Genomic DNA, 15,736 nt, shown 5'->3' with positions numbered 1-15,736 from the left:
AATGTTGAAATCAGCGATAAAAATAGTGAAGAGAATATAGTGAATACACAACAATTAGCCAAATTAAGAGCAACAGTGCCCGAAATGCGTCGGGTTAAGCATATCCATTTTGTTGGCATTGGCGGTGCTGGCATGGGCGGTATTGCTGAAGTATTGGCTAACGAAGGTTATGAAATTAGTGGGTCTGATTTGTTACCTAATACGGTTACTGAGCAATTAATAGAGCTTGGGGCAAAAATTTATTTTAATCACCGACCAGAGAATGTCGCAAATGCTTGTGTCGTCGTCGTCTCTACGGCAATTGCGGCGGATAATCCAGAAATTATTGCAGCACGTGAAGCACGTATTCCAGTCATTCGACGCGCTGAAATGTTGGCAGAATTGATGCGTTTTCGTCATGGGATTGCTATCGCAGGAACTCATGGCAAAACGACTACCACTGCGATGATTGCCAGTATTTATGCACAGGCAGGGTTAGACCCGACGTTTATCAATGGTGGACTGGTGAAAGCGGCAGGTGTTCATGCACGTTTAGGTACTAGCCGCTATTTGATTGCCGAAGCTGATGAGAGTGATGCTTCTTTCTTACATTTACAACCGTTAGTTGCTGTTATAACAAATATCGAAGCAGATCACATGGAAACTTATGATGGTGATTTTGAGAAATTAAAACAGACCTTCATCAGTTTCTTACATAATCTACCATTTTACGGTCGGGTGGTATTATGTATTGATGATCCGGTGGTGCGTTCGTTGTTACCGCAAATAGGTCGTTATATTACCACTTATGGCTTTAGCGATGACGCAGATGTCCGGATTACATCTTACAAGCAACGAGGTAATCAAGGTTTCTTTACTGTAGCGCGCGAAAACAGAGCCGATTTAGCTTTCATCTTGAATGCACCAGGGCGTCATAATGCATTAAATGCGACTGCGGCCATTGCGGTAGCAACCGAAGAAGGTATTGATGATAGCGCTATCTTGACGGCGTTAAAAAAATTTCAAGGGACTGGGAGACGTTTTGATTTGTTAGGTAATTTCCCTTTAGCGGATGTTAATGGCAAAAAAGGTAGCGTTATGCTGGTGGATGATTATGGTCACCATCCAACAGAAGTTGATGCTACTATTAAAGCAGCAAAAGAAGGATGGCCAAATAAACGTATCGTGATGGTTTTTCAACCTCACAGATATACTCGCACGCGTGATTTGTATGATGATTTTGCCAATATTTTAGAGCAGGTCGATGTGTTGTTGATGCTAGATGTCTATCCGGCAGGAGAGGAACCTATCCCTGGTGCAGATAGTCGATCATTATGTCGGACAATTCGCAATCGAGGCAAATTAGATCCTATTTTTATCGCTGAGCATGACCAAATTGGCGAAACCTTAGCAAAAATTATAGAAGATAACGACCTGATACTTATACAGGGAGCTGGAAATATTGGCAAAATAGCACGTAATTTGGCTGACACAGATTTACGGCCAATGCTAACGAGTAAGGAAAAGTATCATGGCTGATAAAGTTGCCGTGCTTTTAGGCGGAAATTCAGCCGAAAGAGAAGTGTCGCTGCAATCTGGCGATGCGGTAGTAAATGGCTTACGTGACGCTGGCATAGCTGCATATCCAGTTGATATTAAAGATTTTGCTGTCATCAAATTAAAAGAGGCTGGTTATAATAAAGTTTTTATTGCCTTACATGGACGCGGTGGTGAAGATGGGACAGTACAAGGGGTTTTAGAATTTTTAGGCTTACCCTATACCGGGAGTGGGGTTTTAGCTTCATCACTTTCAATGGATAAGTTACGTACTAAACAGTTATGGGCGGGTATAGGTTTGCCGATTGCACCCTATATAGCACTGGACAAGCAACAGTTAGCCATGATGTCAGATGAAATGCTTTTTGAGTCTGTTTGTCATTTGGGTTTACCGCTTATTGTAAAACCAAGTCTTGAAGGTTCAAGCGTTGGTATGAGCAAAGTAACCACTTTGTCTGAATTAAGAATAGCGCTAGAGTTCGCTTTTCGTTATGACAAAGATGTGCTGATTGAGAAATGGCTAAATGGGCCGGAATATACCGTGGCAATTGTAGGGGAACAGGTATTGCCTTCGATTCGTATTCAACCGGTAGGCGTTTTTTATGATTATGATGCAAAATATCTCTCTAATGAGACACAATATTTCTGTCCTAGTGGGTTGAAAGCTGAAGAAGAAGAGCAATTGAATAAATTAGCGCTAGCGGCTTATAAGGCGGTTGGTTGTGCTGGTTGGGGGCGTGTTGATGTCATGAGAGATAACGATGGTGTTTTTTATTTATTAGAAATTAATACCTCACCGGGAATGACTGGCCATAGTTTGGTACCCATGGCTGCGAAACAAGCAGGAATGACTTTTTCACAGTTAGTTAAAAAGATTTTGGAATTGGCGGACTAATATGCCGCAGGCATCACTGAACGTTCGTAATAAAGAGCCTAAAGAGCGTCGGAACGATGGTGGCCGAAGTAATGGTTCTTATTTGGCAGGCATTATTTTCTTCTTAATAGTATTGGGTACTATTATAGGGAGTGGGTGGATGGTGTTAAATTGGATGAAAGATGCCAATAGATTGCCGATTTCCAAGCTGGTGATCACTGGCGAACGCCATTACACCCGTGACGATAATGTTAGAAAAGCAATATTGGCACTGGGTATGCCGGGTACATTTATGACAATTGATGTGAATGCGATCCAGAATCAAATAAAAACCATGCCGTGGATAAGACAAGTTACGGTCCGTAAGCAATGGCCTGATGAACTAAAAATTCATCTAGTAGAATATAAACCTTATGCCAAATGGAATGATACTTTTTTTATTAATGCTGAAGGAACAGTTTTTAGTTTACCAGTGTTACTAAATGTTAAAGGTAATTTCCTGATGTTATATGGTCCACAAGGCAGTCAGCAAGAAGTTTTAGAAATGTATCGTGTTATGCAACAGCAACTGGCGCCACATAATTTTAGCATTAAATCAGTATCGATGACTGCACGCCGCGCGTGGCAATTAGTTTTAGCCAATGATATTCGATTAAATATTGGTAAACAGGATATTAAAGAGCGATTGAACCGTTTTGTTGAGCTTTATCCACTATTAAAACAAGTTACAGATAAACGTATTGGATATATAGATTTGCGATATGGTAGCGGTGCAGCGGTAGGTTGGTTACCACTTTTAGCCGAATCTACTACACACTGAGTTGAAAGAGTTTGGAACTGCTGATTGATCAGATACAGGCAAATTAACGATGATTAAAACGACGGACAGAAAATTAGTAGTTGGTCTTGAAATTGGAACTTCCAAGGTTTCTGCGCTGGTTGGTGAAATTTTGCCTGATGGTATGGTAAATATTATTGGTGTCGGCAATTGTCCATCTCGAGGGATGGATAAAGGCGGCGTGAATGATTTGGAATCTGTCGTTAAATGTGTGCAGCGAGCTATTGATCAAGCTGAATTGATGGCGGATTGCCAAATATCATCGGTTTATCTGGCGCTTTCTGGCAAGCATGTTAGCTGCCAGAATGAAATAGGTATGGTACCTATTTCTGAAGATGAAGTTACTCAAGATGACGTAGATAGCGTTGTTCATACAGCTAAATCTGTCCGAGTTCGTGATGAACATAGAATTTTACACGTTATTCCACAAGAGTATGCTATTGATTATCAAGAAGGAATTAAAAATCCGGTCGGACTTTCAGGTGTACGTATGCAAACTAAGGTACATCTAATTACTTGCCATAATGATATGGCCAAAAATATTGTCAAAGCAGTTGAACGCTGTGGTTTAAAAGTAGATCAATTGATTTTTGCCGGTTTAGCGTCAAGTTATTCCGTTTTAACGGAAGATGAGCGTGAATTGGGGGTATGTGTTGTCGATATTGGCGGTGGAACCATGGATATAGCGGTTTATACTGGCGGTGCACTGCGTCATACCAAGGTTATACCCTATGCAGGGAATGTCGTGACCAGTGATATTGCCTATGCATTTGGTACCCCTCCCAGCGATGCGGAAACAATAAAAGTTCGCCATGGTTGCGCATTAGGTACTATTGTTAGTAAAGACGAAAATGTTGAGGTACCCAGTGTAGGTGGTCGGCCGCCAAGAAGTTTACAACGTCAAACATTAGCTGAAGTAATCGAGCCACGTTACACAGAGTTGCTAAACTTAGTAAATGAAGAGATTTTAAAATTGCAAGAACAATTACGCCAGCAAGGTGTTAAACATCATCTGGCGGCGGGTATTGTCTTAACAGGAGGCGGTGCTCAGATTGATGGTCTAGTCGAATGTGCCCAAAGAGTATTTCATACTCAGGTACGCATCGGTAAGCCATTAAATATAACTGGTTTAACGGACAATGCACAGGAGCCTTATTACTCCACAGCTGTTGGGCTCCTGCATTACGGCAAACAGACTCATTTTGGGAATGAAGCCGAAATGGATAAGCGTACATCAGTGAGTAGTTGGTTTCATAAAATCACTAGTTGGCTGAGAAAAGAATTTTAATTTTGTAAGAAGCAAATCTTCGCTTCTATATAAGGCACAAAACGGAGAGAGATTATGTTTGAACCAATGGAATTAACCAATGACGCGGTGATTAAAGTCATCGGCGTTGGCGGTGGCGGTGGCAATGCCGTTGAACACATGGTGCGTGAACGCATCGAAGGTGTTGAATTCTTTGCTGTTAATACGGATGCTCAGGCATTACGTAAAACAGCAGTAGGACAAACTATTCAGATCGGCAATGGTATTACAAAAGGCTTGGGAGCAGGAGCAAATCCTGAAGTTGGTCGTAATGCCGCTGAAGAAGATCGTGAAGCCTTGCGCAATGCGCTTGATGGGGCAGACATGGTCTTTATTGCTGCTGGTATGGGTGGTGGTACGGGCACCGGCGCAGCCCCAGTTGTGGCCGAAGTTGCTAAAGAGCTTGGTATCCTGACGGTAGCAGTTGTGACCAAACCTTTCAACTTTGAAGGTAAAAAACGCATGGCATTTGCTGAAACAGGGATCTCAGAGCTGTCTAAGCATGTCGATTCGTTGATTACTATTCCGAATGATAAATTATTAAAAGTGCTAGGGCGAGGTATTTCTTTGCTCGATGCATTCGGTGCTGCCAATGATGTGCTAAAAGGTGCGGTTCAAGGCATCGCTGAGCTTATCACTCGTCCAGGTTTAATGAATGTGGATTTTGCTGATGTTCGTACCGTCATGTCTGAAATGGGTTATGCCATGATGGGATCTGGCGTGGCACGAGGTGAAGATCGCGCTGAAGAAGCGGCAGAAATGGCAATTTCTAGCCCCTTATTGGAAGACATTGATTTATCGGGCGCTCGTGGTGTATTGGTTAATATTACCGCAGGTTTTGATTTACGACTGGATGAATTTGAAACAGTGGGTAATACCATTCGTGCATTTGCATCGGATAATGCAACGGTTGTTATCGGTACTTCACTAGATCCTGAAATGAATGATGAGTTACGTGTGACCGTGGTTGCCACAGGGATTGGTATGGATAAGCGGCCAGAAATCACGTTGGTTACTAACAAAACAGCCCAAAAATCATCGCTAGAGCAGCGTTATCAGCAGATGCAAGGCTCAATGCCTGGCATGACTCCGTTAACGGAAGAAAAAACGGCTGCTAAAGTGGTGAATGAACAAAATATGCCGTCAAATAAGGAGCCGGACTATCTTGATATTCCAGCTTTTTTAAGAAAACAGGCTGATTAGTTAACAATTGATTGGTTTCTCTGCTTTTTGTGCTAAAATATCTTGCTAATCCTGGAATGAGGGTTAGCAAGACAGTTAACGGAATGAGGGTTAGCAAGACAGTTAACGATGTGAGAAAAAACGATGATCAAACAAAGGACACTAAAACGTATTGTTCAAGCGACGGGCGTCGGTTTACATACCGGCAAGAAAGTCACTTTATCATTGCGTCCAGCACCGGCAAATACCGGGGTCATCTACCGCCGTACAGATTTAAATCCACCGGTTGATTTCCCGGCTGAGGCAAAATCGGTACGTGATACCATGCTATGCACCTGCTTGGTCAATGAAGATGATGTACGTATTTCAACGGTAGAACATCTGAATGCTGCATTAGCAGGGCTAGGAATTGACAATATTATCATTGAGGTAGATGCACCTGAAATCCCAATAATGGATGGAAGTGCTGCACCTTTTGTATTTTTATTGTTAGATGCAGGCATTGAAGAGTTAAACAGCGCCAAGAAATTTCTTCGTATTAAAGAAAATGTCCGAGTTACAGATGGTGATAAATGGGCTGAGTTAGCGCCTTATAACGGATTTAGCTTAGATTTCACTATCGATTTCAATCATCCTGCTATTAATAGTAGTACTCAACGTTATAAACTAGATTTTTCGGCCAAATCTTTTGTTAGAGATATTAGCCGTGCGCGTACCTTTGGCTTCATGCGTGATATTGAATACTTACAATCTAAAGGCTTATGTTTAGGCGGCAGCTTTGATTGTGCGATTGTTGTTGATGATTATCGCGTACTAAATGAAGATGGTTTGCGTTTTGAGGATGAATTTGTGCGTCATAAAACGCTAGATGCTATTGGTGATTTATTTATGTGTGGACATAATATTGTTGGTGCTTTCACCGCGTATAAATCAGGCCATGCATTGAATAATAAATTATTGCAAGCTGTTTTAGCAGCTGAATCTGCTTGGGATATGGTGACGTTCGAAGATGAATCTGAAATGCCTGTCGCATTTAAAACACCTTCGACAATAATAATCTGAGATATATTATTTTAAGCAGGATATTCTATCTATGGTACATCAGTGGATTATTCTCGCTCTTACATTACTTTCGTTGATGTTTTTTACTCAAAATTAATCTTTATTGCTAGTTGCTTTGGTACTCTCTCCGGCCAATGCAGCTAGTCGCTCTAATTTTTCCTTTAGCTTTTTTGGACTTCTTTTTGCCAGGTTACGTATTGTCTTTGCACTCTCTTTGCTTAGTTTGCTTATTATCTGTTTTGATGGTTTTATAGCTATTTGATGAATTGATAAGCAATTTTTTAAATTTTTAGATGATAATGATGGATTAATCATTATGTTGATTGAAGATAAAGATGGTAAAATAGTGTTACGTAATGTTGAAAGTAGCGTAGGAAGTTCATAGCTTAATCGTGCTTTTCGGCTAGCATTGGTAACTTCTAGAATAAGAATATGTTGACGATAATTAGCGACTCGACACCAAGCCTTTAATTCGATAGGAAGTAGGCTGATAACAGTATTATTGAGTTTAATTAATGCCTGCGCGCGCTGTTGAATGGTTTGTAAGGTATTTGAATCATGGTTGTTTTCTTTTAACAAAATATTTAAAGATTGGGGATAACTATCGCGCATTTTTTTACTCCAATTCTTATATTATATGATATTCAATGAATATATTAGATCTTTGGCGACATTTTGGTAAACGATATTTTTGGCCGCACTTGTTATTAGGTATTGTAACGGCCAGTATTGGTATACCTACAACTTTGGCAAAAGTGACTGAAAATATGTCACATACTAGCCAATTATTACCAAATTATCAGCAAAATTTAGCATTAGATCATCTACAAGCAGTCAGTAAATATCGTATTTTTTATAATTGTGGCGCAAATTATTGGCATCAGCATGCTTTACGAAATATGATCCGCCAACTGACTTTTGTTTTCTCAGCTTATGAGACACAAAAGCAATTGGCGGCCAATTTAAGCGTGCGTAAAAAATCAATTTCGCTTTATAATATGCTTGACACTCTTTACTCTATGGTTAATTTGAGTGTTTTTTATCCTAATGAGCAAAATTTTACCAATTCATTAACACAATCTTCTTATCACATTGCCTACCAAACTGCGCTATGGGTTGCTTGGGGTCAGGGTATTCGAGCCGGACCGTAACAAAAATTTCATAGACTTTTCGTTGATTCTTATAGCAACCATTGTTCAACTAAATATATTAATTATATTGGTTGAAACCAGATAATATAGGCGGATTTTAATAACAGCACCGCCTGAATTGAGAAAAAATATTTATGTTAACTAAGTTACTAACAAAAATTTTTGGTAGTCGTAATGATCGTACTTTACGTCGTTTAGATAAATTTGTTCATATTATTAATAAGTTAGAGCCTGAATTTGAAAAATTTTCCGACCAAGAGCTTAAAGCCAAAACTGATGAATTTCGGCAGCGCCTAAAATCAGGAGCAACATTAGATGATTTGATCCCTGAGGCATTTGCAACCGTTCGCGAAGCCAGTAAACGTGTATTTAATATGCGGCATTTTGATGTTCAGTTGCTAGGTGGTATGGTACTTAATGAGCGCTGTATTGCAGAGATGCGTACTGGTGAGGGCAAAACATTAACGTCAACATTACCTGCTTATTTAAATGCTTTAACGGGTAAGGGTGTCCATATTGTTACCGTAAATGACTATTTGGCTAAGCGTGACGCAGAAAATAATCGATTACTGTTCGAATTTCTTGGTATGACAGTCGGTATTAATTTACCCGGTATGCCTGCGACAATGAAGCGCGAAGCCTATGCTGCGGATATTACCTATGGGACTAACAATGAATATGGTTTTGATTATCTGCGTGACAATATGGCTTTTAGTCCAGAAGAGCGTGTGCAGCGTAAACTCCACTATGCATTAGTCGATGAGGTTGATTCTATTTTAATTGATGAAGCTCGTACTCCATTGATTATTTCAGGACCAGCGGAAGATAGTTCAGATCTATATAAAAAAGTGGATAAATTAATTCCTCATCTTAAGCAGCAAGAGAAAGAAGATTCAGATACTTTTCAAGGTGAAGGACATTTTTCTGTTGATGAAAAATCGCGTCAAGTTACCTTGACAGAACGTGGTTTGGAATTAATTGAACAATTATTAGCAAAAGCCAATTTAATGGAAGAGGGCGAATCACTTTATTCTCCGGCTAATATTATGCTTATGCACCACGTTATGGCTGCCCTACGCGCGCATGCACTTTTCAGTCGAGACGTGGATTATATTGTTAAAGACGGTCAGATTATTATTGTTGATGAACATACCGGACGTACAATGGAAGGACGTCGTTGGTCAGATGGATTGCATCAAGCCGTTGAGGCAAAAGAAGGGGTTGAAATTCAAAATGAGAATCAGACATTAGCATCAATTACCTTCCAGAATTATTTTCGGCTATACGAAAAACTCGCGGGTATGACCGGTACCGCTGATACAGAAGCTTTCGAATTTAGATCTATCTATAAATTGGATACCATTGTTATTCCAACTAATCGTCCGATGATCCGTAATGATTTACCTGATTTAGTTTATATGACTGAGGCGGACAAATTTGCTGCCATTATCGATGATATTCGTGAATGTACTAGCAGAGGCCAACCGGTATTAGTAGGTACTATTTCAATCGAAAAATCAGAGCTAATTTCTCGGGAACTTACTAAAGCTAAAATTGCGCATAATGTTTTAAATGCTAAGTTCCATGCGATGGAAGCCGATATTATTGCTGAAGCAGGGCAGGCAAGTTCAGTGACTATTGCCACTAATATGGCCGGGCGAGGTACAGATATTGTATTAGGAGGTAGTTGGCAGGCAGAAATCAATAAACTAGAGGACGCTAGTCAGGAGCAAATTGATAAAATCAAGACAGCGTGGCAAGAGCGTCATGAGGCGGTAATTGCTGCTGGTGGTTTGCATATCATTGGTACAGAACGCCATGAATCTCGTCGTATTGATAACCAATTACGCGGACGTTCTGGACGCCAGGGTGATCCCGGTTCATCCCGTTTTTATCTTTCAATGGAAGATTCTTTGATGCGTATTTTTGCCTCTGATCGAGTGGCAGGTATGATGCGTAAATTGGGTATGAAACCTGGTGAAGCAATTGAACATCCTTGGGTAACAAAAGCTATTGCGAATGCACAGCGTAAGGTTGAAAGCCGTAACTTTGATATTCGAAAACAACTTTTAGAATATGATGATGTCGCTAACGATCAACGCCGAGCTATCTATTCACAGCGCAATGATCTATTAGATGGTGGTGATGTTAGTGAAACAATTGACAGTATTCGTGAAGACGTTATAACCGCAACTATTGATGCTTATATCCCTCCCCAATCTTTGGAAGAAATGTGGGATATTGATGGTTTACAAAAGCGGTTAAGTAACGATTTTAGTTTAGAATTACCTATTCAGGAGTGGTTGGATAAAGAACCCGAATTACATGAAGAAACTTTGCGTGAACGTATTCTAGAAAAAACGATTGCAGCTTATAGAGAAAAAGAAGACATTGTTGGCAGCGAGATGATGCGTAATTTTGAGAAGGGCATCATGCTACAAACTCTTGATACATTATGGAAAGAGCATTTGGCTGCAATGGATTATTTGCGCCAGGGTATTCATTTACGAGGCTACGCCCAAAGAGATCCAAAACAGGAATATAAGCGCGAATCTTTTGGTATGTTTGCAAATATGTTAGAAACTTTGAAATATGAAGTAATTAGTACATTAAGCAAAGTGGAAGTTCGATTACCAGAGGAAGTCACTGTACTTGATCAGCAAAGACGAGAAGAGGCAGAACGTCTTATGAAAAAGCAGCGGCTTAGCCATGAAATTGAAAATGAATCATTGATGTCAAAAACGGAAGCTCAAATGGCGGCCCAAGGCCATAAAATTGGTCGAAATGAACCTTGTCCATGTGGCTCAGGTAAAAAATATAAGCATTGCCATGGTAGCTTAGGTTAAAGCGAATTGGCTAAAACAATTAAAAATAAGAGCGGAGAATATATCCGCTTTTTTACTGTACAACTAAAAAATAATTAAATTATTTTATGAAAAAAAAACAATTACACATTGCTGTTGGTATTATTAGAAATGCACAACAAGAAATTTTTATTACCCAACGGGCAGCTAATTCCCATATGGGGGGTTTTTGGGAATTTCCTGGTGGTAAATTAGAAGTTGGCGAAACACCGGTAGAAGCATTGTTTCGTGAGCTTAAAGAAGAAATTGGGATAGATGTTATTAACAGTCAATTGTTGCAGGTTGTTGAACATGAATTGCCAGATCGTAGAATAACGTTGCATTTTTTTCTTGTGGAACAATGGGATTGCCAGCCGTATGGAAAAGAAGGCCAATCTTCACGTTGGCTTTTACAAAAATCACTGGTAGCTGAAGAATTTCCACCTGCGAACCGAGTAATTGTTGATATGTTAATCAATAATGTGATTTGAGTTGCTATCCGACAAATAAGTTAAAATAAATAAGTTTGTTATATTATTGTATTTAAGAGTTATGTAATGATGTAGATAAGATCATAGTGTTTTTGATTTTAAATTTATTTTTTAATGTTAGGATCATCGGAGGTTTCATTCCAATCATCTATTTCAGAAATATTTTGTTGGCTTGAAATCCTTTTTTCTTCACCAGCCCATTCACCAAGATCGATTAATCGACAACGTTTACTGCAAAAGGGGCGATAAAGGCTACTCTCTTGCCAAATAACAATTTTATGGCAAGTTGGACATTTTACCGTGAACTTATCTGGCATAATGACTCCTAACAACAGGCTAATTTAAATGGTAATTCATCAGGTACAATACCATTTTCGCTGTCTTCATGTAAGAAGCGGATAGCAAAACGTGTTTTATGCCCAGAAATCTGAGGATATAAGGATAGATTTATCGGTAATTTTATTCGGATAAGATCCGCATTTTCTACGCTGCCTTGATAGAAACCATTATAGCTTTTTTGATTAGTAAATGTATTAGACTTGCGGATCAAATTTAATAGCATATTTAAAGCAGAACGTAATGGAAGGATGCCATCAATCCAAAAGTTAATTCTAGTCTCAATTTCTTTTTTATGAGTATTTAACCATAAATGTAAGGCCGGTAAATCAAAGCTACAACAACCTCCAGGTATACTTAAACGCTGGCGAGCAATACTAATAACTTTATCTTGCCGTAAGTGCTGACCAATGCGTGGTGCTTCTCTTAATAGTGTGAGATTTTCTTGGAGTTCTTTTAGAAGATTTTTAATCAATGTTTTATCTGCGTGGGGATCACTGCACCATTGATTAAGTTTATTTTTTTGTTTATCTAATTCTTTGATAATGTCTGCACGTATATCGCTGCGATCTAATACTTCGATTAATTCAGAAACTGCACGAAAAAAAGCTAACCCAGTAGCTAATGAGTTGATGTTCTTTAAGTCAATAAGTTGCTGAAGTAAACACTCCATGCGTAGCCAAGAGCGCATTTTCTCATTTAATGGATGTTCATAAATAATAGTAGAAATAGTATTACTCATTATGTGTTTCCTGACAAGCATTCATAGCTAATTGCAAATATTTCTGATGTAATTTCGCTATAGTTTCATCAAGTGTTAAGTTGTTATCGTAATTGATAATTATATCATCAGCTTTTTGTAAGCGCCTTGTTCGGCTAACTTGGTTAGATAAAATATTTTTTGCTTCTTGCTGACTAATACCGTCACGTTTAATTATTCGAGCAATTTGTTCTTCAGGTGTTACGTCAATGACTAGCACGCGATTGGCAAGGTGTGCTAGATTATTTTCAATTAATAACGGGACAACCCAAATTACATAAGGGGAGTCAAGTAAAGTTAGCTGGCGTTGTGTTTCTTGATGTATTAATGGATGAAGCAAATCATTTAACCAATTTTTTTCTACTGGATCACTAAATATTTTTTTTCTTAATTTAGCACGATTTAAAGAGCCATCGTTATTGAGAATAGTCGAACCGAAATGTTGTTTTATCATATTAAGGGCATAAGTATTAGGCATAACAATTTGTCTTGAAATAATATCTGCATCAATAATTGGTACTCCTAAGGATGCAAATTTATCTGAAACGGTGCTTTTTCCACTTCCGATCCCGCCTGTCAGAGCAACAATATAGCTCATGCATCCTCTCTTTCAATAAATATAAATTAAAGACTCCAAACAAAGGCCGTTAATTTTTTATGTTTATCATAACGGGTTTGAACATCATAATATTTTTTATTTTATTGTTACATTGATTACTTAAGAAATAATATTACCTAAATTAAAAATCGGCAAATACATAGTGAATAATAATCCAGTGATTACAACTGCGAGTATTAGTATTAGCATAGGTTCAATTAATTTTATCTTTTTATTTACATAGTTAAGCAGATTTTCTTGATACCAGTTAGCCAATTTTTCTAAAAATAATGTTAAATTGCCTGATAATTCTCCGGCAGTAATAAATTGCAAGCATAAATATGGGAATAGTTTTTCTCTTTTTATACTTTCGCTAAAAGAAATACCTCGCTGAATTTTTTGATATATAGAATGAATAGCATCATGATAAACGGGATGTTTTAGTGTTTTTAATACATACTCGAATCCTTCTAATAATGTTAATCCTGATTTTTGTGTAATATGGAGAGTTTGAAAAAAATAGTAAAGTTGTTGCCAACAAATGAGTTTATTAAGTAATGGTAAATGTAAGATGAATTTTTGTTCTCGTTTAATTAAATTTGGCGAATATTTCCTATGTATAAAATACCCCCAAAAAATACAAACTAAGGTAACAACAATATACAAAGCATTATCAGCAATTTTATCAGAAATGATGATAAGTAATCTAGTTGCTATTGGAAGTTGGGCATTAAACGTTTGATATATTGCTTTAAATTCAGGTAAAACGAAAAATAGCATTAGTGAAACCACGATTGAAGCAATAATTAAAATAATGCAAGGATACTGTAACGCTTTAGTTATTTTTTGTTTTAATATTTGTTGTTGTTGAAGTTGTTGGTAAATAAGTTGGCAATTTTTTTCGAGGCTATTGGTATGTTCACCTATTTCTATTAGGCGATAAATTATTTCTGGAAAAAGTTTAGGATAACATTTTAATGTCGCAGAGAATGCTTCCCCTTGATTAATACGTTTAATGATTTCTGCTAATATACATTTCCAGACCGACATATGACATTCTTTTTGAATAATATTTAGACTTTGAATTAAAGAAATATTGGATTTAAGTAATACACTAAGTTGATACATAAAATGCAATCGATAGCTAAGAATTTTTGTGGTATATAGCGCAATTTCTCTGATTTTAATTGAAATAGGTATTAAATTGTTTTTGAGAATATATTCAAAAACCTCCTGTTTAGAATGAGATATTTTATAATTTTCTATTAATATTCCCCGCGTGTTAATTGCTAGATATTTATAGATAAAATTCACTAAATTATCTCCTGTCCGGTTACTTCATATACTTCTTTTAGTGTTGTTATGCCGGCTTTGACTAGAAGTAATCCAGAAGCAAATAAACTAACAAAAGGTATTTTCTCTGTTTTTACTGGTAGCTGATAAAATTGTGTAGCTACAGTTTCTTCTTTAAGCTCTAAAAATTCATAAATTGCGGTTCGACCTAAATATCCACCAAAACAATGATCACATCCAATAGCCTGCCAGGACGTAATTTCAGTTTCAATGTTATCATTTTGAATTGTAATAGGCTTTTCTTCATGACGTTTACAGCTAGGGCATAATTTTCTAACAAGTCTCTGAGCAATAATCAACTTCACACAAGAATTTATTAAATGTGGAGATACATTTAAATTTTCTAGTCGTTCTAATGTGTTTTTCGTTGAATTTGTATGAAGTGTTGATAATACTAAATGGCCGGTTTGGGCGGCTTTTATAGCAATTTCAGCTGTTTTTTGATCGCGTATTTCACCTACCATAATAATATCAGGATCTTGGCGAAGTAATGCTCTTAAAATAGTTGAAAAATTTAAACCTATTTTTTCGTTTACAGGTATTTGATTAACTCCTTTTATCGGGATTTCGACAGGATCCTCAATTGTTGAAATATTTAATTCACTTTGATTAAGATATTCAAGACAGCTATAAAGCGTTACGGTTTTACCACTTCCTGTTGGCCCGGTAATAAGAATCATTCCTTGCGGCAAAGAAAGTTTTTGTTTCAAAATTGAGAGTAAATTATTTTTTATACCTAATTGTTCTAAAGAATAATGGTTTTTAGTATTTAATATTCTTAAAACTATTTTTTCACCATAGAGTGTTGGCAATGTTGAAATGCGAATAGCATAGTGGATATCATAGCTTATCCATTCAAGTTGCCCATCTTGAGGCAAGCGTTTTTCTGCAATATTCAATTTTGCTAATATTTTTAATCGAGCAAATATTTCTGCACAATTTTCAACTGGCGGAGAAGGAACATAAAATAATTTACCATCAACTCTAATACGGATTTTGGTAGCGCTCTTAAAGGGCTCTATATGAATATCTGATGCACGTTTTTCAATGGCAGATGCAATAAGATAATCAACATAGTTTACTGCTGGTGAATTAGGTTTGTCTTCATTATTGATTGATGGATCATAACGTATAGGTTCTTCTTGTATTTCAACTTCATGATTACAGCGATTAAAATAATGCTCAATTTTTTCTTTTGGCCAGATATCATAACAAACAGGCACACTAGAAATAAAACGCAGTGCTGTTAACAGTTTGTCATTAGGTTTTTTATAACTTGCAATGGAAAGTTTTTTTGAATTGAATTCTATCATTACAATATCGTGACGATAACAAAGTTTTTTTAATTCATCTTCGATAAGATTAAAATTCTTAGGAATAGCTGTTATAAAAGTCATAATTGAGCC

Annotated in this window: 15 protein-coding genes; 9 read left to right on the top strand and 6 right to left on the bottom strand. The window is 37.4% G+C overall.

Features of this window, described 5'->3' with window-relative positions:
* Positions 1-9: 9 nt before the first annotated feature.
* The 6 genes from murC (at position 10) to lpxC (ending at position 6,798) form a co-directional block, all read left to right on the top strand.
* Positions 10-1,518 carry a UDP-N-acetylmuramate--L-alanine ligase gene (gene murC, locus ArsFIN_RS14940; RefSeq protein ID WP_026821769.1) on the top strand — a complete coding sequence of 503 codons (1,509 nt, stop codon included), beginning with the start codon at positions 10-12 and terminating at the stop codon, positions 1,516-1,518.
* Positions 1,511-2,431, top strand: coding sequence for a D-alanine--D-alanine ligase (locus tag ArsFIN_RS14935; protein WP_026821770.1), 921 nt, complete (start codon positions 1,511-1,513; stop codon positions 2,429-2,431). The genes murC and ArsFIN_RS14935 overlap by 8 nt, the downstream gene beginning before the upstream one ends.
* A gap of 1 nt (position 2,432) precedes the next feature.
* Positions 2,433-3,230: a cell division protein FtsQ gene (gene ftsQ, locus ArsFIN_RS14930; RefSeq protein ID WP_026821771.1), complete on the top strand. Its 798-nt coding sequence runs from the start codon at positions 2,433-2,435 to the stop codon at positions 3,228-3,230.
* Positions 3,231-3,279: 49 nt separating this feature from the next.
* Positions 3,280-4,536 carry a cell division protein FtsA gene (gene ftsA, locus ArsFIN_RS14925; protein WP_026821772.1) on the top strand — a complete coding sequence of 419 codons (1,257 nt, stop codon included), beginning with the start codon at positions 3,280-3,282 and terminating at the stop codon, positions 4,534-4,536.
* Between the two features lie 54 nt (positions 4,537-4,590).
* On the top strand, positions 4,591-5,757 hold the full coding sequence (gene ftsZ / locus ArsFIN_RS14920; protein WP_026821773.1) for a cell division protein FtsZ: 1,167 nt from the start codon (positions 4,591-4,593) through the stop codon (positions 5,755-5,757).
* 123 nt (positions 5,758-5,880) lie between these two features.
* Entirely contained in the window at positions 5,881-6,798 is a 918-nt protein-coding gene (gene lpxC, locus ArsFIN_RS14915) for a UDP-3-O-acyl-N-acetylglucosamine deacetylase (protein ID WP_026821774.1), read from the top strand.
* Positions 6,799-6,891: 93 nt separating this feature from the next.
* Here the strand turns inward: lpxC and ArsFIN_RS14910 are convergent, their stop codons facing one another.
* Positions 6,892-7,410: a DUF721 domain-containing protein gene (locus tag ArsFIN_RS14910; RefSeq protein WP_026821775.1), complete on the bottom strand. Its 519-nt coding sequence runs from the start codon at positions 7,408-7,410 to the stop codon at positions 6,892-6,894.
* 35 nt (positions 7,411-7,445) lie between these two features.
* Here ArsFIN_RS14910 and secM point away from each other — a divergent pair, with 35 nt between their 5' ends.
* The 3 genes from secM (at position 7,446) to mutT (ending at position 11,283) form a co-directional block, all read left to right on the top strand.
* Positions 7,446-7,949: a secA translation cis-regulator SecM gene (secM, locus tag ArsFIN_RS14905; protein ID WP_026821776.1), complete on the top strand. Its 504-nt coding sequence runs from the start codon at positions 7,446-7,448 to the stop codon at positions 7,947-7,949.
* A gap of 134 nt (positions 7,950-8,083) precedes the next feature.
* Positions 8,084-10,795: a preprotein translocase subunit SecA gene (secA, locus tag ArsFIN_RS14900; protein WP_026821777.1), complete on the top strand. Its 2,712-nt coding sequence runs from the start codon at positions 8,084-8,086 to the stop codon at positions 10,793-10,795.
* An 86-nt stretch (positions 10,796-10,881) separates the two neighbouring features.
* A complete protein-coding gene (gene mutT, locus ArsFIN_RS14895) occupies positions 10,882-11,283 on the top strand; it encodes an 8-oxo-dGTP diphosphatase MutT (protein WP_026821778.1) in 402 nt (133 codons plus the stop codon).
* 104 nt (positions 11,284-11,387) lie between these two features.
* Here mutT and yacG read toward each other — a convergent pair whose 3' ends face one another.
* The 5 genes from yacG to ArsFIN_RS14870 form a co-directional block, all read right to left on the bottom strand.
* Positions 11,388-11,600: a DNA gyrase inhibitor YacG gene (gene yacG, locus ArsFIN_RS14890; protein WP_026821779.1), complete on the bottom strand. Its 213-nt coding sequence runs from the start codon at positions 11,598-11,600 to the stop codon at positions 11,388-11,390.
* A gap of 8 nt (positions 11,601-11,608) precedes the next feature.
* A complete protein-coding gene (gene zapD / locus ArsFIN_RS14885; protein ID WP_026821780.1) occupies positions 11,609-12,361 on the bottom strand; it encodes a cell division protein ZapD in 753 nt (250 codons plus the stop codon).
* Complete coding sequence (gene coaE, locus ArsFIN_RS14880) at positions 12,354-12,977, bottom strand: dephospho-CoA kinase (RefSeq protein ID WP_026821781.1); 624 nt, start codon at positions 12,975-12,977, stop codon at positions 12,354-12,356. The genes zapD and coaE overlap by 8 nt, the downstream gene beginning before the upstream one ends.
* Positions 12,978-13,097: 120 nt before the next feature.
* Entirely contained in the window at positions 13,098-14,291 is a 1,194-nt protein-coding gene (locus ArsFIN_RS14875; RefSeq protein WP_026821782.1) for a type II secretion system F family protein, read from the bottom strand.
* The gene (locus ArsFIN_RS14870; protein ID WP_034249220.1) at positions 14,291-15,727 is read right to left on the bottom strand and encodes an ATPase, T2SS/T4P/T4SS family; all 1,437 of its coding nucleotides are present in this window, start codon (positions 15,725-15,727) and stop codon (positions 14,291-14,293) included. The genes ArsFIN_RS14875 and ArsFIN_RS14870 overlap by 1 nt, the downstream gene beginning before the upstream one ends.
* Positions 15,728-15,736 lie beyond the last annotated feature (9 nt).

Origin of the sequence: Arsenophonus nasoniae, assembly GCF_004768525.1 — a bacterium.
GTDB lineage: Bacteria > Pseudomonadota > Gammaproteobacteria > Enterobacterales > Enterobacteriaceae > Arsenophonus > Arsenophonus nasoniae.
Note: the sequence above shows the minus strand (reverse complement) of the source record. Positions and strands in the feature narration are given on the sequence as shown.